The organism is Microbacterium sp. LS_15, from assembly GCF_041954735.1.
GTDB lineage: Bacteria > Actinomycetota > Actinomycetes > Actinomycetales > Microbacteriaceae > Microbacterium.
Genome location: NZ_JAVAYD010000005.1, coordinates 111,172 through 127,739 on the forward strand (window position 1 = coordinate 111,172; position 16,568 = coordinate 127,739).

17 protein-coding genes and 2 tRNA genes are annotated in these 16,568 nt (G+C 69.2%); 12 read left to right on the forward strand and 7 right to left on the reverse strand.

Features of this window, described 5'->3' with window-relative positions; all coding sequences use genetic code 11:
• Nucleotides 1-8: 8 nt before the first annotated feature.
• The 3 genes from RAC69_RS08795 to RAC69_RS08805 are packed head-to-tail and all read right to left on the reverse strand — an operon-like array spanning nt 9 to nt 3,230.
• A complete protein-coding gene (locus RAC69_RS08795; RefSeq protein WP_375086497.1) occupies nt 9-926 on the reverse strand; it encodes a carbohydrate ABC transporter permease in 918 nt (305 codons plus the stop codon).
• A complete protein-coding gene (locus RAC69_RS08800) occupies nt 926-1,885 on the reverse strand; it encodes a sugar ABC transporter permease (RefSeq protein WP_341935284.1) in 960 nt (319 codons plus the stop codon). The genes RAC69_RS08795 and RAC69_RS08800 overlap by 1 nt, the downstream gene beginning before the upstream one ends.
• Nucleotides 1,886-1,940: 55 nt before the next feature.
• Complete coding sequence (locus tag RAC69_RS08805; protein WP_375086498.1) at nt 1,941-3,230, reverse strand: ABC transporter substrate-binding protein; 1,290 nt, start codon at nt 3,228-3,230, stop codon at nt 1,941-1,943.
• A 232-nt stretch (nt 3,231-3,462) separates the two neighbouring features.
• Between RAC69_RS08805 and RAC69_RS08810 the strand changes: the two genes are divergently transcribed.
• Entirely contained in the window at nt 3,463-4,329 is an 867-nt protein-coding gene (locus RAC69_RS08810; RefSeq protein ID WP_341935282.1) for a MurR/RpiR family transcriptional regulator, read from the forward strand.
• A gap of 2 nt (nt 4,330-4,331) precedes the next feature.
• Nucleotides 4,332-5,507 carry an exo-beta-N-acetylmuramidase NamZ domain-containing protein gene (locus RAC69_RS08815; protein WP_375086499.1) on the forward strand — a complete coding sequence of 392 codons (1,176 nt, stop codon included), beginning with the start codon at nt 4,332-4,334 and terminating at the stop codon, nt 5,505-5,507.
• A gap of 21 nt (nt 5,508-5,528) precedes the next feature.
• Here the strand turns inward: RAC69_RS08815 and RAC69_RS08820 are convergent, their stop codons facing one another.
• Together RAC69_RS08820 and RAC69_RS08825 are read right to left on the reverse strand one after the other, a co-directional pair.
• Entirely contained in the window at nt 5,529-6,047 is a 519-nt protein-coding gene (locus tag RAC69_RS08820) for a gluconokinase (RefSeq protein WP_341936164.1), read from the reverse strand.
• A gap of 5 nt (nt 6,048-6,052) precedes the next feature.
• Entirely contained in the window at nt 6,053-7,459 is a 1,407-nt protein-coding gene (locus RAC69_RS08825; RefSeq protein WP_375086500.1) for a GntP family permease, read from the reverse strand.
• 132 nt (nt 7,460-7,591) lie between these two features.
• Here RAC69_RS08825 and RAC69_RS08830 point away from each other — a divergent pair, with 132 nt between their 5' ends.
• From RAC69_RS08830 to RAC69_RS08870, 9 genes are all read left to right on the forward strand, one after another.
• The gene (locus tag RAC69_RS08830) at nt 7,592-8,299 is read left to right on the forward strand and encodes a FadR/GntR family transcriptional regulator (protein ID WP_375086501.1); all 708 of its coding nucleotides are present in this window, start codon (nt 7,592-7,594) and stop codon (nt 8,297-8,299) included.
• Nucleotides 8,300-8,403: 104 nt separating this feature from the next.
• On the forward strand, nt 8,404-8,859 hold the full coding sequence (locus RAC69_RS08835; RefSeq protein WP_375086502.1) for a hypothetical protein: 456 nt from the start codon (nt 8,404-8,406) through the stop codon (nt 8,857-8,859).
• A 9-nt stretch (nt 8,860-8,868) separates the two neighbouring features.
• Nucleotides 8,869-9,360 carry an FBP domain-containing protein gene (locus RAC69_RS08840; protein WP_375086503.1) on the forward strand — a complete coding sequence of 164 codons (492 nt, stop codon included), beginning with the start codon at nt 8,869-8,871 and terminating at the stop codon, nt 9,358-9,360.
• Between the two features lie 46 nt (nt 9,361-9,406).
• Nucleotides 9,407-10,204, forward strand: a complete 798-nt coding sequence (locus tag RAC69_RS08845; protein ID WP_375086504.1) for an enoyl-CoA hydratase/isomerase family protein — start codon at nt 9,407-9,409, stop codon at nt 10,202-10,204.
• Nucleotides 10,205-10,320: 116 nt separating this feature from the next.
• Nucleotides 10,321-11,337: a hypothetical protein gene (locus RAC69_RS08850; protein WP_375086505.1), complete on the forward strand. Its 1,017-nt coding sequence runs from the start codon at nt 10,321-10,323 to the stop codon at nt 11,335-11,337.
• Entirely contained in the window at nt 11,334-12,128 is a 795-nt protein-coding gene (locus tag RAC69_RS08855) for an inositol monophosphatase family protein (protein WP_375086506.1), read from the forward strand. The genes RAC69_RS08850 and RAC69_RS08855 overlap by 4 nt, the downstream gene beginning before the upstream one ends.
• Before the next feature lie 120 nt (nt 12,129-12,248).
• Complete coding sequence (locus RAC69_RS08860; RefSeq protein ID WP_375086507.1) at nt 12,249-13,544, forward strand: peptidoglycan DD-metalloendopeptidase family protein; 1,296 nt, start codon at nt 12,249-12,251, stop codon at nt 13,542-13,544.
• Between the two features lie 69 nt (nt 13,545-13,613).
• A tRNA-Thr gene (locus RAC69_RS08865) sits at nt 13,614-13,685 on the forward strand.
• Nucleotides 13,686-13,719: 34 nt separating this feature from the next.
• Nucleotides 13,720-13,793: transfer RNA gene (locus tag RAC69_RS08870), tRNA-Met, on the forward strand.
• 236 nt (nt 13,794-14,029) lie between these two features.
• Here the strand turns inward: RAC69_RS08870 and RAC69_RS08875 are convergent.
• Together RAC69_RS08875 and RAC69_RS08880 are read right to left on the reverse strand one after the other, a co-directional pair.
• Complete coding sequence (locus RAC69_RS08875) at nt 14,030-15,460, reverse strand: FtsK/SpoIIIE domain-containing protein (protein ID WP_375086508.1); 1,431 nt, start codon at nt 15,458-15,460, stop codon at nt 14,030-14,032.
• Entirely contained in the window at nt 15,460-15,858 is a 399-nt protein-coding gene (locus RAC69_RS08880; protein WP_375086509.1) for a plasmid replication, integration and excision activator, read from the reverse strand. Before RAC69_RS08880 ends, RAC69_RS08875 begins: the two co-directional genes overlap by 1 nt.
• 139 nt (nt 15,859-15,997) lie before the next feature.
• On the opposite strand from RAC69_RS08880, the gene RAC69_RS08885 reads away from it, so the two are divergent.
• Nucleotides 15,998-16,561 carry a hypothetical protein gene (locus tag RAC69_RS08885; protein WP_375086510.1) on the forward strand — a complete coding sequence of 188 codons (564 nt, stop codon included), beginning with the start codon at nt 15,998-16,000 and terminating at the stop codon, nt 16,559-16,561.
• Nucleotides 16,562-16,568: the final 7 nt, after the last annotated feature.

Below are 16,568 nucleotides of genomic sequence, written 5' to 3' on the forward strand. Positions count from 1 at the left end.
CCGCTGCGTCACTTGCTCATGCCGGAGGTCAGGCCGTTGATGATCTGCTTCGTCGCCAGCAGGAACAGCACCACGAGCGGGATCGTCGCGATCGTCAGGCCAGCGAACAGCTGCGGCCAGTCGGTCGAGTACTCGCCGAAGAAGCGGGTGAGGCCCACCGGCAGCGTGTACGACCCGCGATCGCGCAGCAGGATCAGCGGGTAGAAGAAGTCGTTCCACACCGGCACGAACCGGAACACGATCACCGTCGCGAGCGCAGGACGCACGAGTGGCAGGAGGATCTGCAGGAACGTGCGGAAGGGACCGGCGCCGTCGATGCGCGCGGCCTCCTCGAGCTCGATCGGCAGCGCCCGGAAGAACACCGTCAGCACGAACGTCGTGAACGGGATGCCGAGGGCGCCGTACACGAGGATCAGGCTGAACACGTTGCTCGTCATGCGCAGCGAGTCGAGCAGGTAGAACAGCGGCAGGATCGCGAGGTGCACCGGCAGCATCAGCCCGGAGAGGAACACCGCCTCGATGCCGCGGAAGAACTTCGCGCGAGCGCGGGCGAACGCGTACGCGGCGAGCACCGACACCACGGTCGTGACGATCACCGATCCGACCGTCACCGTGATCGAGTTGATGAAGTACGTGTCGAAGGATGCCGTGATCCAGGCGTTCTGGAAGCTCGTGAACGTCGGCTGCAGGGGGAGGCCCAGCGGCTCGGTCGCGATCTGCTGCTGGGTGCGCAGCGAGTTGTTGACCATGAGGAGCAGCGGCCCGATGGCGACGAGCGCGTAGCCCCAGAGGAAGACGTTCGCGAAGATGCGTCCGAGCAGCGGGGTGTCGGAGGTGCGGCTGCTGCGCCGACGGCGGGCATCGGGGCGCCGTGAGACGATCGCCTCGGTGCTCGGCTCGGTGCGCGATTCGGTGACGAGGCTCATCAGAACAGCTTTCGTTCGGCCCGACGCATGGTCGAGGTGATGATCACGGAGATCACCATGATGAAGAGGAAGAGCACGGTCGCGAGCGCCGACGAGACGCCGATGGAGTTCGGGTTGCCCGACTCGAACGCGGTGCGGTAGAAGAGCAGCATCATCACGTCGGTCGACCCGGCGGGTGCGCCGTTGGAGCCGGCGAGAGCGAACGGGATCGCCATCGCCTCCATGCTGCCGATGAACGTCAGCACGGTGATGATGCCGATCGTGGGCGTGAGCATCGGGAGGGTGATGTAGCGGAACCGTTTGCCGGCTGTCGCACCGTCGAGAGATGCGGCCTCTTCGATCTCCTCCGGGATGCCGCCGAGCGCCGCCCCGTAGAGGAGGATCGGGAAGCCGATCCACTGCCACGCGCTGACGAGCACGATGACCCAGATCGCCAGCTGCGGGTCGCCGAGCCAGGGGAGCGCGAGGCTCTCGAGGCCGACACCGCGGAGGATCGCGTTCACCGGACCGAACAGCGGCGACAGCATGAGCGACCACAGGTATCCGATCACCATCGGGCTGACGAGGTACGGCAGCGCGAAGATCGTCTGGAAGAAGCGCTTGGTGCGCTTGCGGCGGTGCAGCAGGGTCGCGATGCCGAGGCCGAGGGAGTTCTGGAAGACCAGCGCACCGACGAACAGCAGCAGGTTGTGGCCGAACGCGTTCCACAGCTCGGACGCGTACGGCTCGGTCGTGAGCAGCGTGATGTAGTTGCCGAAGCCGGCGAAGCCGCCCTGTCTGGTGCCCTGCCAGTCGAACAGGGAGTAGCTGAGCGCCGCGAGCATCGGGTACAGGATCAGCACCGCGAACAGCGCGGCCGCGGGAAGCACGAAGAGCAGTGCGGTCGGTGTGGTGAGGGCGATGCCGGTGCGGCTGCGGCGGTTCGGCGTCGTGCGCCGGAGGGGGATGGTCAGAGCCATGTCGAGTCTTTCGCTCCGAGAGGGGGCGCCGTCGCCGGCGCCCCCTCGGTGCGGATCAGGAACCGGGGGTGAACCAGGTGGAGACGCCGGACTGCAGGTCGGTGCCGAGCTGCTCGGGTGTCTTGTCACCGAGGAACATCGCCTGGATGTCCGGGCCGAGGACCGCGGTGCCCGTGGGGTCGCCGTAGCGGAAGTCGACGAGGAGCAGGTACGGAGCGGGGTTCGCGGTGTACTGCTCGTTCATCTCCTGCATGAGCGGGTCGGAGTACTTCACGCCGGGCAGCGCCGAGAACTGGTCGACCTCGTCGGCGACGAGCTGGCCGAACTCGGTCGTGGTCATCCAGTTCAGCAGCTCTGCCGCGGCATCCTGCTTCTCGCTGGCGGCGTTGATGCCGAAGCTGCCGTCGGCGTAGCCGGGCGTGACCGCGTGGTCGAGCGCGCTGCCGGGTGCCGGCGGCACCTCGTACACGCCCCACTCGGTGTCGGGTGCGGAGCTCTGGAAGGTCGGGAGGTCGAACGAGCCGCCCGGCCACTGCGCGGCCTGACCCGACGTGAACTGCAGCACGGCATCCGCCACCGCGATGGCATTGACGTTCTTGTCGAGGTACTTCTGCATGTCCTTCACGGTCTGCAGGGACGAGACGTAGGCGGGGTCGGTGAAGTCGACGTCGCCCGCGAGCACCTTCTCCTCGAACTCGGCTCCGCCGTACTGAGCCGATCCGACGATGTCGTGGAACATCGGCAGCACCCAGTCCTCGCGGGCGCCGAGGGCCATCGGGGTGACGCCCTCTTCGAGCAGCGTCTCCTGCAGGTCGATGAACTCGTCCCAGTCCTTCGGCTCTTCGAGACCCATCTCGTCGAACATGGTCTTGTTGTAGAACATCTGCATGGTCTGGTAGGCGAACGGGACGCCGTAGGTCGCGCCGTCGTCCTTGCCCTGTGCCGCGCGGAGCACGGTGGGGTCGAACTGGTCGAGCCCGTCGACGATGTCGTCGATCGGCACGAGCTGCTCGGACTGGATCGCCGACTGGATGCCGCCGTAGGCGCGGAGCATCGCGATGTCGGGTCCGTCGCTGCCCTCCAGGCCGGTGGCGAGGATCTGGTTGTACTCGGTCGGCTGGAAGCCCTCGAACTCGATCGTCACACCGGGGTGCGACTCCTCGTACTTGTCGAAGACGGCTTCCCACTTCGGGGAGGACGACGCCTGCCACGACCAGATCTTCAGGGTGACGTTCTCGCCGCCGTCAGCCTCTCCGCTGGAGGCTGCCGGTGCGCAGCCGGCCACGGCGAGACCTGTGACGAGGATGCCGGCGGTGAGCGCGATGCGTGTCGATGGGTGTCGCATGGGGTTCCTCTCGGTGGTGAGAGCCGATGGGGGCGGCTTGCTCTGCTGTGCGACGGAGAGGCGTCCGTCTCCGCGTCGGGGTGGTGATGCGGGGGCCGTGCGACTGCTCTGTCGTGCTGCGGCCTCGGGGGAGTGAGGCGCGCACTAGACACTCTGGGGAATTACTTTCAGGAATGCAAGAGCCTTCTGAAAATCTTTACCAAAACCGGTACGGCTCTGTCATCATGTTCACGTGTCCAACAGCGTCGTGACCGCGATCCACCAGCGCCTGTCGGCGCTCACCCCCACCGAGCGCCGGGTCGCCGAGTACGTGCTCGCCCAACCCCAGGTCGTCGTCGACGCGTCCATCACGCAGCTCGCCGGAGCGTGCACGACCTCCGTCGCCAGCGTCGCGCGGTTCACGAACAGCATCGGCTTCGCCGGTTACCCCGAGATGCGCATGGCGCTCGCCGCAGAGCTCAGTCGCAGCGACTCCGAGCGCGAACGCTTCCAGGTCTCCGGGGGAGACGTCGACCGCGACGACGACGCGGTCACCACCGTGCGCAAGATCGCCTTCTCCGAGGCCGCCGCCATCGAGCGCACTGCCCGCCAGCTCGACATCGACGAGCTGGAACGCTGCGTCGCCGCGATCCGCGGCGCCCGACGCATCGACATCTACGGCACCGCGTCCAGCGGCCTGGCCGCCCTCGACCTCGAACAGAAGCTGCACCGCGCGGGGTTCTGGGCTCAGGCCCGCACCGACCTGCACCTCGCGCTCACCGGGGCCGCCCTGCTCGACGGGCGCGACGTCGCCATCGCGATCTCGCACTCCGGTCGGACGCTCGAGATCGTGCAGTCGGCGCAGACCGCCGCGCACGCAGGAGCCGCCACCATCGCCATCACGAACAATCCGCGCTCGCCGCTCGCACAGGTCTGCGACCGCGTGCTGGTGACCGCCGTGTCCGAGTCGACCTTCCGCTCCGGTGCGATGGCGAGTCGCATCGCGCAGCTCGCCGTGCTCGACTTCCTCTTCACGCGCATCGCGCAGGCCGAGTACGACACGATCTCCGACAACCTGCAGCGCACCTTCAACGCCGTCACCGACCACAGAATCGACTGATCATGCTCCTCGGCATCGACCGCCTCATCGCGCGCGACCTCCCCGCGGCCCTCACCACCCGTCTCGCCGGCCGTCGGCTCGGGATGCTGACGAACGACCTCGCGCTGGCGAGCGACCTCCGGCGGGGACGCGAGTCCCTGGTCGAGGCGGGGTGGACGCTCGATCTGCTCTTCGGGCCGGAGCACGGACTCAGCGGGCGGGCGAGGGAGGGCGAGCTGGTCGGCGACGACACCGACCCCGTGATCGGCGTGCCGGTGCGCAGCCTCTACGGCGACCAGGTGCGTCCGTCGGCCGACGACCTCGGCCGCATCGACGTGCTGCTCGTCGACCTCCCCGACGTCGGGGCCCGGTTCTACACGTACATCTGGACACTCAGTCACGTGCTCGAGGCGTGCGCCGACAGCGGGGTCGCGGTCGTCGTCCTCGACCGACCGAATCCGATCGGCGGGCGTCTCGACCAGGCCGAGGGGCCGATGCTCGATGAGGGCGCCCGGTCGCTGGTCGGACGCTGGACCATGCCCATCCGCCACGGGCTGACGATCGGCGAGCTCGCCAGGCACTGGGTGCGCACGCGGGGTATCGACGTCGAGCTGCACGTCGTCGAGGCCGCGGGCTGGAACCGCGCGCGGTCTGCCCTCGGGCGGCAGGAGCTCACCTGGATGCCGCCGTCGCCGAACCTGCCCTCGGCCGCGACCGCTCTGCTCTACCCCGGAACCTGCCTGGCCGAGGGGGTCAACGTCGCGGAGGGGCGGAGCACCGCCGTCCCGTTCCGCGTGATCGCGGCGCCGTTCATCGACGGCGAGGCGTACGCGAAGGCGATCGCGACGGCCGGTCTGCCTGGGCTCGCGGCGGTGCCGTACGGCTTCACGCCGCTCGTGCGAGATCATGCAGGAGAGGCGTGCGAGGGCGTGATCCTGCACGTGACCGACCCCGATGCGCTGCGCCCGGTGCGCACCGGCGTGCGGCTCCTGTCGCTGCTCGCCGAGCTGCACCCCGGAGCGCTGGAGGAGCGCTCGCTCGTGCCGATGCCCGGCGAGTCCGACTGGTCGCCGCTCGAGAAGCTCTTCGGCGTCCGGGGCGCGTTCGCGCAGATCGTCTCCGGTGCCTGGGATGCGCCCGACGCCCTCGCCGTGCCGGAGTGGTCGGATGCCGTGGCATCCGACCTGCTCTATCGCTGAGCGCCCGCCGGACCGGCCGGGTCAGTAGTCGGCGAGCAGCCGCAGACGGGTCGCGATCTCGGCGGTCTGCTGCTGGGGCGTCTCGTCGATCGACACCTCGATCGCCTTCTCATCGGCGCCCAGCGGCTCCAGTGTGGCGAACTGCGAGTCGAGGAGCGTCGTCGGCATGAAGTGACCCTGACGGCGTAGCATTCGCTCCAGGATCAGCTCGCGGTCGCCGGCGAAGTGCACGAAGGTCACCGCGTCGCGACGCAGCACGTCGCGATAGCTGCGCTTGAGCGCCGAGCACGTGATGATGCCCGGCTCACCGGCGGCGATGCGCTCGTCGATCCACTCCGCGATGCGGTCGAGCCACGGCCAGCGGTCTTCGTCGGTGAGCGGATGGCCGGACGCCATCTTCTTCACGTTCGCTTCGGGGTGCAGGTCGTCGCCCTCCTCGAACGTCCAGCCGAGGCGGCCGGAGAGCATGGCGGCGACCGTGGACTTGCCGGTGCCGGCGACGCCCATGAACACGAGGACGGGGGCCTGCGAGGTCATCATCACGGTCACACCACCAGGCTCAGCAGAAGGGTGCCGGCGAGGCCGGTCACCGAGATGAGGCACTCGAGCACGGTCCACGACTTGAGCGTCTGCGGGATGCTGAGACCGAAGTACTCCTTGATCAGCCAGAACCCGGCGTCGTTGACGTGCGAGAGGAACACCGAGCCCGAGCCGATGGCCAGCACGAGCAGCGCGACCATCGGGGAGTCGAGCGTCTCGGTGAGCGGCTGCAGGATGCCGGCCGCGGTGATCGTCGCGACCGTCGCCGAACCCGTCGCGATGCGGATCACGACGGCGACGAGCCACGCGAGGACGAGCACCGACACCGAGGAGCCGGAGACGAACTGGGCGATGACCTCGCCGATGCCGGTGTCGACCAGCACCTGCTTGAATCCGCCGCCGGCGCCCACGATGAGCAGGATGCCGGCGATCGGACCCAGCGACGAGCCGACGATGTCGTTGACCCTGTCGCGGGTGAACCCTGCGCCGCGGCCGAGGATGAAGAAGCCGGCGATCACCGCGATCAGAAGCGCGATGACAGGGGTGCCGAGGAAGTCGAGGGCGACCTTCCAGGGTGCGTCGGAGCCGGCGGCCGTGATGTCGGCGATCGCCTTGGCGAGCATGAGGAACACCGGAAGCAGGATGCTGGTGAGCGTGGCGCCGAACGACGGGCGGCGGGCCGGCTCGTCGCCGGCGTCCTCGGCCGAGACGAACAGCTCGGGGACCGGGACGTCGACCCAGCGGGCGGCGAACCGCGCGAACAGCGGTCCGGAGATGATCACGGCGGGGATCGCGACGATCACGCCGAAGGCGAGGGTCAGACCGAGGTTCGCGCCGAGAGCGTCGATGGCGGCGAGGGGGCCGGGGTGCGGCGGCACCAGTCCGTGCATCGCGGAGAGGCCCGCGAGCGTGGGGATGGCGATGCGCATGAGGGACTGACCCGAGCGGCGGGCGACGAGGATGATGACGGGCACCAGCAGCACGAGGCCGACCTCGAAGAACATGGGCAGACCGATCACGGCGCCGATCAGGCCCATGACCCAGGGCAGCGATCGGGCGCTCGCGCGGGACACGAGCGTGTCGACGATGCGGTCGGCGCCGCCGGAGTCGGCGAGCAGCTTGCCGTAGATCGCGCCGAGGGCGATGAGGATGCCGACGCCGCCCATGGTCGAGCCGAAGCCGGTGGAGAAGCTCGTCACCGAGGCGCCGATGTCCATGCCGGCGATCGCGCCGGTGGCGAGGGCGCCGATGGTGAGCGAGAGGAACGGGTGCAGCTTCACCCACGTGATGAGGATGACGATGACCGCGATGCCGAGGACGGCGGCGACGATGAGTTGACCGGCTGGACGATCCGCCGGGGCGGCGTCGGAGACGGCGGCCGCGAGCGTGCTGAGGTACGGGGTGGGTGCCATGAGCTTCCTTGATCCGGGCGAACGGCTTTACGTCGTACATAATAAGCACGTTTTCCGATCATGATGGTCATGATTTGCGTTCGCGGGGTCTGATGTGCTGCGTGACGCAGAATCGCCGGGCATACTCGATCTATGACCGCTCCGCGCAACGGCAGTCCGCTGCACGATTCCCTCGTCGACGAGCTCGGTCGAGCCATCGTCGACGGCGCGCAGGCGCCGGGCTCGCGGATGCTGACGGTCGAGATCGCCGAACGGCGTGGGGTGTCCCGGTCGGCCGCGCGCGAGGCGGTGCGCGTACTCGAGTCGTTCGGGCTCGTGTGGGTGCGTCGCAAGTCGGGGGTCGAGGTGAGACCGCGCGCCGACTGGAACGTCTACGCTCCCGAGGTCATCGCGTGGCGTCTCGACGGCCCGGGGCGCGATGAACAGCTGCGTGAGCTCAGCCAACTCCGCGCGGCGATCGAACCTCTCGCCGCGCGCCTCGCCGCCGGCGGTGCGACAGCAGCGCAGAAGGTCGACCTCGTCTCTCTGGTCGTCGAGATGGGGCAGGAGGATCACGAGGCCGACCGTGAGCGCTACCTCGCGGCCGACGTGCGCTTCCACCGACTGCTGCTGGAAGCATCGGGAAACGCGATGCTCGCCGCACTCGGCGACACGGTCGAGGCCGTGCTCCGGGGGCGCACCGAGCATGACCTGATGCCGCACGTCGCCGATCAGAACGCCGTGCAGTGGCACCGCGACGTCGCCTTCGCGGTCGCGAGCGGCGACGCCGACGGCGCGGCCGCCGCCATGAGGGACATCGTCTCGGAGGCAGACCAGGCGATGCAGCGCGCATCGCGCTGATCGGGAGGATGCCGACGGCTTCCTCTCCTCGCTTCCCCGCGTCTTCTCCGCGCACCGGCGTAATGAATCGCCGTGGACGGCGTCTCAGAGGTATGACCGCGATCATGCATCCCCCACTCGACGAACGTCCGGCCGACTGGCCCTCGGGCGAGACGCGCCTGCAGCGACGCGCCCTGCTCGACCTCAGCATCGACGAGGAGCTCGTCCGCGGCGACCGCCGCGGTGCCGACCTCGCGCCTCGGCTGCGAGCGCTGCTCGCGCTGATCGTGGATGCCGAGCTGCATGCCGCGGAGCCGCTGGGGGAGCGCGCGTTGATCGAGGCAAGGAGGGCGCGCCGGCCGTTCGGCACCGCTCGTCTACGGGCCGACGTGGAGGCGCTGTGCACCATGAATCTCGTGCGGCACGACGGGCGATCCGTGCGGGCGACGGTCGCGGGGGTCGCCGCAGTCGAGCGGCCGTCGCTCCTCGAGCGACCGCACCCGCCGAGGGCCCTGCTGCGCCTTCTCCGCCAGGCGGAACTCGACCGCGTGCACGGAGCCTCCACCCGGCGGTCTGCCTAGACTGGGCGGATGCGAGCGCTCACCGAGGCAGACGTCCGTGCGTCCTTCGTCAACGCCGATCCCGATGAACTGCGCGTCATGGAGATGCCGCACGACTTCCTCCTCATCGACTGGGACTACCTCGACTTCTTCGCCTGGCGCGACCCGGGCGCGGGACGCCGCGGATACGTGCTCGTGCAGCACGAAGGGTCCATCGCCGGCATCGTGCTGCGCGTCTCCGAGCCCGGCCGCGCACGCTCCGGCATGTGCAACATCTGCCACACGATGCAGCCGGGGAACCAGGTCGCCCTGTTCTCTGCTCGACGCACGGGTGAAGCCGGCGCTCGAGGCGACTCCGTCGGCACGTACATCTGCGCCGACCTCTCGTGCCACGACAACGTGCGACTCGCGCACCCGCTCGCGCCGAACGAGATCCGCGCCGCCGGCCAGGTGGACTTCCGCCTCGACGGCACCCGTCGCCGCATGGAGGCGTTCACGTCCCGCGTGTGGGCCGATTCCTGATCGCGGTTAGCCTGGAGGCATACGTCCTGTGCTCGAAGGAGAAGCCATGAGCGATGTCATCCTTTCCACCGTCGACGAGGGGCTGGCACGGCTCACCCTCAACCGCCCGGAGCGGCTGAACGCCTTCAACGCCGAACTGGCCCACGCCTGGCGCGACGCCACAGCGGAGGCCGTCGCGCGAGACGACGTCAGGGCGATCCTCATCGACGCGGCAGGACCGTCGTTCTGCGCGGGCGGCGACGTCATCGAGATGGCGACGACGTCGGGCGCCGGCACCGACATCACGGCTCTCGCCGAGGTCATCAACAGCGGCATCCGCTCGCTCACCGAGTCCGCGGTGCCCGTGGTGGTCGCGGCGCACGGCACCACGGCGGGCGGCGGCCTCGGCATCCTGCTCAGCAGCGATTACGCCGTGGTCGGATCTCGGTCGCGCCTCGGCAGCCTGTACGCGAACATCGGGCTGACCCCCGATCTGTCGGTGTCGGCGCAGCTCGCGCGGGCCGTCGGCCAGCGCCGAGCCCTGCAGCTCGTGCTGCAGGACCGCCTGCTCACGGCCGAGGAGGCCGCCGACTGGGGGCTCGCCGCCGAGGTGGTGCGGGCAGAGGATGCCGCGGGCGAAGCCGAGCTCGTGCGCTCCCGTGCCGAGGAGATCGCGCGCTTCTGGCTGGCCGGAGCAGCGGAGGCGTACGGGCAGGCCAAGCGTCTGGTCCGGTCGCAGCCGGAGCGCACCTTCGCCGAGCAGCTCAGCGAGGAGGCGCGGTCGATCGGCGCCGCGATGGCCACGCCCGATGCACAGGCGCGCATCGCCGCTTTCGCCGCGGCGTCGTCGCGCTCCGCACGCTGACCTCTTCTGCACGGAACCGCGTTCCGCGCGATTCCTCACGCGCCCTGCTCCGCCGCCGCGGATCGGACGGGCCACGTGCAAGGATGAACGCAACGCCGCACAACGAGAGGAACGCGATGTCCCAGCCGGAGATCGCCCAGCCGCCGCAGCCGCTGGCCGAGAAGAAGAACCTGTCCCTCCTCATCCGGGGAGCGATCTGGATCGCGATCGGCGCTCTGATCGCCGCCGCGCTCGTGTGCGTCATCTGGGTGCTGGTCGGGGACCAGGACGGACTGATCGGCCGCGCGTTCCTCACGATCCTGCTGCTCGCCGGGTTCGCGGGCATCGCGATCCTCGAGGCGAGCCTCGCGCCGAACCGCCCTGACTGGCTCGCGCTGGCCAGCATGGTGACCTGGATCGTCGCGCTCCTGGTCGGGGCGGTCAAGATCTGGCTCCCCGAAGACGACGCCTACTTCACCGGAGCGGAGCGCTTCTTCCAGCTGCTGCTGGTGGTCGGCATCCTGCAGCTCGCGCTGCTGCACGTCCGCCTCTTCACGCCGGCGGCGCAGCGCCACCGCACGACCTTCACGCGCATCATCTACATCGCGACTCTGGTGTTCCTCGGGGCGCTCGTCGGGATGCTGATGTTCTTCCTCACGTTCCCGCACACGTTCGACTACGGCGAGCTGTACTGGCGCATCGTCGTCGCGCTGACGATCCTCGCGGCGGTCGGCACCACGCTGATCCCGCTGCTCAACGCGCTGTTCGCACCGAAGAAGGCGCGTGCGCCGCAGCCGCTCACCTCGGCGCCCGCCTGGCCGACCTACGCCGATGGTGTGACGCCGCTTCCTGTCCTGCCCGACGGCTCGCCTGATTGGAACGCCTACTACACGGGGCACCCGTCGGTGATGCCTCCGCCCCCGCAGGCTCCGCTCGCGGTCGCGGCTCCGCAGCCCTTCCCGGTCGCGAGCTACCCGCCCGCGCCGGAGGCCGGTGCACCGACGCACTCGCCCACGCCTCCGCCGCCCGCGCCTGCTCCGCCCTCGCCTGTTCCGCCTGCGCCGACCGCCCAGGCCCCCGGGGTGCCGCCGGTTCCGCCCGCGCCCGACGCACCCGGTGCGTACCCGCCTGCTCCGCCGATGCCGCCGCAGTGAGCGTCGATCTCGAACTGCGCGACCTCGCGGCCGAGATCGCGCGGGAAGCGGGAGACCTGGCTCGCCGTCGCCGTGCGGAGGGTGTTCGTCTCGCGGCGACGAAGTCGTCGATCGCCGACATCGTCACCGAAGCCGACCGCGAGGTCGAGGCGCTCATCCGGGATCGGCTGCGCTCGGCGCGACCCGGCGACGGATTCCTCGGCGAGGAGACGGAGCCGACGCCGGGGGAGACGGGCGTCACCTGGGTCGTGGACCCCATCGACGGAACCGTGAACTACGCCTACGGCATCCCGATGTACGCGGTGAGCATCGCCGCTGTGCAGGGCAGTACCCTTCCGGACTCTTGGGAGGCGCTCGCCGGGGCCGTCTACTCGCCCGCCGCCGACGAGCTCTTCACCGCGGCTCGCGGCGACGGGGCGCGGCTCGGCGACCAGCGGCTGTCGGTCAACGAGTCGACCCCGGCGGGGGCGCTGCTCGGCACAGGCTTCGGATACGACCCCTCGACCCATGACGGCGACCTCGCGACGGTGCGGCGCGTCATGACCATGGCGCGCGACCTGCGCCGCTCCGGGTCCGCGGCGCTCGACCTCTCCTACGTCGCGGCCGGGCGTCTCGACGGGTACTTCGAGCGCGGCCTCAAGCCTTGGGATCTCGCGGCGGGCGCACTGCTCGTCGCCGAGGCCGGCGGTCGCGTGTCACGCACCGGCGCCGACACGCCGAGACCCCTGCTCGTCGCGGGGGGAACTGCGGTTCACGACCGCATTCATGAGATCATCGGAGAAGAAACGTGAGCGATTCATGGCATTCCCAGCCTCATCGGGCTAGGGTTTATCCGATCGTTACTTTCGTCGCCCCGAACGATGAGAGCCCGAACGCCCCCCTGCGTGACGTCTAACCCGAGAGAATTCGCTTTGCCCTTCGAGAACCCCCAGGCTGCCTCTGCGCCCACGCGCCGGTCCAGCCGACTCCGCACCGAGCCCGTCGTGGCCACCGCGGCAGAGGTACAGGCAGCCGACTCCGAAGACACCTCCTCCGTCTCCGCCGCACCGCTGTCCCGCCGCGCCGCCCGTGAACGACTGACGACCGCCGAGGTGTTCGTCGCCGCGACCGCCGTCGCCGCCGCGACCGCGGCGTCCGAGTCCGGCGACCTCGAGGTCGCCGAGACCGACGCGTCCGCCCCTGCCGAGACCGGCGAGGTCGAGGACGCCCCCGTCGTCGCAGAGCAGGCGCCCGCAGAGCAGGCGCCCGCCGACGAGGTCATCGCAGAGCAGGCTGCCGCAGAGCAGGCTCCCGACGCGGCTGACGTTGACGCCGACGCCGACCCGTTCACGACCGCGTCCCGTGTCTTCCGCACCGTCGCGACCGGCCCGACTCCCACGGCATCCGCCGAGGGGCCGGTTGCAGCAGAGCCTGAGACGGCTCCGGCCGACGAGGCGCCGGTTACCACCCACGTGGCTCGCCGCCGTCCGCCCGTTCGCAAGTTCCTCGCCGTCGGTGCGACCGTCGGCGTGATGAGCCTCGCTGGGCTCCTGGCCGTCGGCCTGACTCTTCCGGCAGAGGCTGTCGCGGCCGTGCAGGGTGGCCAGCCGCTGTCGGCCACGTCGCTCGTCGCCGCATCGGGCGCTGGCGCCACCGGTGGCAAGAGCGACGAGATCCAGGCGTTCGTCACGTCCTCCGATGTGCAGAACGACACGCTGGCCCGCTCCGACAGCTTCTCCACGATGTCCCTGATCGAGGTCGCCTCGGAAGAGGGCATCAACTACTCCAACGAGGTCTTCACGAACGACCCCGAGGCTGCGATCCAGTGGCCGTTCAAGGTCGGCGTGGGCATGAGCTCCGGATACGGCATGCGCTGGGGCCGACTGCACGAGGGCATCGACTTCGTGCCGGGTGAGGGTGCTCCGATCCAGGCCGTCGCAGACGGCGTGGTGCGCATCGCGACCGAGCAGGGCGGCGCCTACGGCGTGACTGTCTACATCGACCACGTCATCGACGGTCAGGTCGTCACGAGCCACTACTCGCACATGCAGTACGGCTCGCTGCAGGTCAAGCCCGGCCAGACCGTGAAGGTCGGCGACGTCGTCGGCCACACCGGCAACACCGGCCGCTCCTACGGCGCCCACCTGCACTTCGAGATCATCATCAACGGCTCCACGATCGATCCGCTCCCGTGGCTCCGTGAGAACGCGGGTCGGTACTCGTACTGACCCGCCTCGATTTCATGAGGACGCCACAGTGATGGTATTCTCGTGTGGTTGCCCCGCGAGGGGCAGCACGCCCCGATAGCTCAGTGGCAGAGCACTTCCATGGTAAGGAAGGGGTCGTCAGTTCAATCCTGACTCGGGGCTCGCAGTATTCGCATCTGCAGTGCGGATGCCGTGCGGCAGGGTAGCTCAGTTGGTGAGAGCGCACGACTCATAATCGTGAGGTCGCGGGTTCAAGCCCCGCTCCTGCTACAGATCTAAACCCCCGGTTTTCCGGGGGTTTTGTCGTATCCGGGGACGTTCGGGTCCGTGTCAGCGGGAGGTTGTGCCGGTTTTGTGCCGGGTCGAGCCCGGGGCTTGGCTACTTCGTCCTCAGCGATGCACCTGGACGTGCTTTCCATCCTGCGCCAGCCGACAAGGCGCGACGCCATGGTGGAAGGCGGGACGCTCAACCCTGGTCGAGGTGGACGCCAAGCTTGTGAGCCAGCTCATCGAGCGGTGTGCTGTCGCCTACGGCAGAGCGCCGTCGGATGAGTTCCGCGATCGCTTCCTCCTCGCGGCGGAGGTCCTCGAGCCATGCGTCGATCAGTTCGAACTCGACCGGAGCGAAGCCGAATGCGTCCACGCCGACGTGAAACTCGTGCGAGCCATGCGGGCCGAATTCGTGCTCGTGCGTGTGGCCGTGGATGAGCGGAATCCCGGTGTTGCCGGGGCGGTGCGAACTGTGTCGCTCTGCGCCAGTGGTGTCGCCCGCGTAGGGGTAGTGGCACGCGAGAAGGCGCGTGCCGTGGCGGATCCCGTCGAGGATTTCCGGGAGCACAGTCCAACCGGCATCTTCGTAGAGGGGGCGGAAGCAGCGTCTCCTTGCGGGGGTCCTGCAGGCACGCGAACACGATGAAGCCGACAGCCCGCCCCTGCGAGGCCAGCGTGGCGATCGCCGCGTTCGCCCGCCGCAGCAGCTCCCGATCCGTCTCGTATGCCGTGAGCGCGGCCAGCTCGTCGATCAGGACGATCACGGTCGGGCTCTCGACGGTCGCGCGCTGCTGCCGGGTGATGCCGGCGAGTGATCGCGCACGCTCCTGCATCGCCACGATGGCTTCCTCGAGCAGCTGCACCGAATGCGCCGCGTCCGCGGCGAACCGCGTGAGCAGGTCGCGACCCATGGCCAGCTCCATGCCGCCCTTGCGGTCGATGCCCCACACCTCAACGAGGCCGGAGTGGATCGGCTCAGCGAGCCCCAGCAGCAGGCCCCAGACCAAGGAGGCCTTACCGCTGCCCGAGGAGCCCGCCACGAGCGTGTGCGGACCGAGCGGGAGTCGCCACTCTGCCCCGCCGTCGGCGATCCCCATCGGCACCGTCGCGCCGTCCCACGGGATGCCGAGCGGGAAGCTGAACGGCTGCGCCAGTGAGTCGACGTAATCGATGCGGAGCGCAAGCGCTCCAAGCTGGTGGCCGACGACGGTCACCCGCACGGCGTTGAACGCCTGAGCGATCCGAGGCGTCGCCGCGACAAGATCCTCACGGGCCAGACCGGCGGGCAACGCTACTGGCAACATGCATGCCTGTCCGTTCCAGGCGGCATGTCCTACGCCGGCAAGAACGAGCGTTCCCCGGAGATCCTTGACCGCGAGCCCGAGGTTCTTGGCGAGGGCGGGCCAAGCCGCGATCATCCACTTCTCCACGCGGCGCTGCCACTTACGAAGAGGGAGTGAGCTGAGGTCGCGAGCAGCTCGCACGCGCCGGACGACGATCAGTGCCAGCACCCCGAGTAGCAGCCAGTCGATGACATGCCCCGTGCCCGGGATCGAGCCGAAGCTCGCCAGGATGACGAGCAGCACGAAGAACCACCACCCGCGACGAAGGAGCAGTGGGATTTCGCTCGCCCAGTACTCGCGCTCAAGATGCCAAGTCCAGGTCATCACTCACCCCCGCGCGGCTTGCCCGCGGGCTTCATGTCGCGCGCACGGAGCGAGAACGCGACGCGCGGACGCCCGCCGGTCTCCTTGACGTACGGCGTGACCGTGAGCCCGTCGAAGAACACCGGACGGAACGGGAGACCGTTGGCCTCCGGCGGTGCCGTCGGCTCCGTGACGCTCGCGATCTTGACCGTGACCTCGTTCTGGCCCTTGCGAGCCTCGGGGTCGGCGTCGATCACGCGCACCTGCCAGAGCGGGTGGCCCGAGTTCTTGTCGAGGTCCTGCCCCTGCCGCTGGCCGTCGTCCGACCACTTCACGACCGCCTCGACCTCCCCCACCATGTACGCCCCGCGCGGGAAGTACGCCTCGAAGCTGACCGGGATCCCTGCCTGAAGTGCCATGACTAGTTCCTCTCAATTGGTGAGCTATTTGCTCACTCATTCAGCATGACGCGTACTGCTCACATTGTCAACCTTTTTCTCACATGCCTTCCAGATGTCTCGCTGGCCAGTAGATCGTCGTGCTGAGTAAGCTGAACGGATGGACGGAGCATCGGGCGCGGAGCAGACGTTCCCCTCTGCCTGGGGGGTCGTGCCCGAGCCGGTGCGCCGCGTGCTGCAGCGGCTCCAGGAGCGAGCCGCCGCAGCGGTTGAGGCGATGGACACGGCCAAGGTCGGGGGAGCGGAGCCGCGCAACCACGACGCGTCGTTCCTCGAGATGTCTGCCGCCTCGGAGGCCGCCGATCGGGCAACGCGTGACTACCGGAGCTTGTTCAACGCGTACACACACAAGTTCCACCAGCCGAAGCCGCCGATCGGCGAGCTCGCGGCCGCGCAGGGCGCCATCACGCAGTCGTTCGCGAAGCGGTACACCCCGAAGACGGTCGCCGCACTCGAGGCGCTGTTGTCGCCGGAGCCCGACCTCGATGCGCTGAGGTACGGGATTCGCGCGCTCGGCTTCGAAGATCTTCGCGGGATCACCGAGGCTCTCGACCGTGCCATGGCTGCTGCGGAGTCGGATCCGAAGTTCCGCCCGTGGCTCGCGTCTACGGAGAAGGCCCGCGCGACCAGCCGAGCGATCCAACACGTGACCGGCGAGCTGTGAGAACTTT

Coding starts and splice junctions, on each gene's coding strand:
- RAC69_RS08840 (WP_375086503.1), top strand. CDS start 8,869: ATGCGAGCGCTCACCGAGGCAGACGTCCGTGCGTCCTTCGTCAACGCC.
- RAC69_RS08850 (WP_375086505.1), top strand. CDS start 10,321: ATGTCCCAGCCGGAGATCGCCCAGCCGCCGCAGCCGCTGGCCGAGAAG.
- RAC69_RS08815 (WP_375086499.1), top strand. CDS start 4,332: ATGCTCCTCGGCATCGACCGCCTCATCGCGCGCGACCTCCCCGCGGCC.
- RAC69_RS08825 (WP_375086500.1), bottom strand. CDS start 7,459: ATGGCACCCACCCCGTACCTCAGCACGCTCGCGGCCGCCGTCTCCGAC.
- RAC69_RS08805 (WP_375086498.1), bottom strand. CDS start 3,230: ATGCGACACCCATCGACACGCATCGCGCTCACCGCCGGCATCCTCGTC.
- RAC69_RS08875 (WP_375086508.1), bottom strand. CDS start 15,460: ATGACCTGGACTTGGCATCTTGAGCGCGAGTACTGGGCGAGCGAAATC.
- RAC69_RS08880 (WP_375086509.1), bottom strand. CDS start 15,858: ATGGCACTTCAGGCAGGGATCCCGGTCAGCTTCGAGGCGTACTTCCCG.
- RAC69_RS08820 (WP_341936164.1), bottom strand. CDS start 6,047: ATGATGACCTCGCAGGCCCCCGTCCTCGTGTTCATGGGCGTCGCCGGC.
- RAC69_RS08830 (WP_375086501.1), top strand. CDS start 7,592: ATGACCGCTCCGCGCAACGGCAGTCCGCTGCACGATTCCCTCGTCGAC.
- RAC69_RS08800 (WP_341935284.1), bottom strand. CDS start 1,885: ATGGCTCTGACCATCCCCCTCCGGCGCACGACGCCGAACCGCCGCAGC.
- RAC69_RS08835 (WP_375086502.1), top strand. CDS start 8,404: ATGCATCCCCCACTCGACGAACGTCCGGCCGACTGGCCCTCGGGCGAG.
- RAC69_RS08845 (WP_375086504.1), top strand. CDS start 9,407: ATGAGCGATGTCATCCTTTCCACCGTCGACGAGGGGCTGGCACGGCTC.
- RAC69_RS08795 (WP_375086497.1), bottom strand. CDS start 926: ATGAGCCTCGTCACCGAATCGCGCACCGAGCCGAGCACCGAGGCGATC.
- RAC69_RS08885 (WP_375086510.1), top strand. CDS start 15,998: ATGGACGGAGCATCGGGCGCGGAGCAGACGTTCCCCTCTGCCTGGGGG.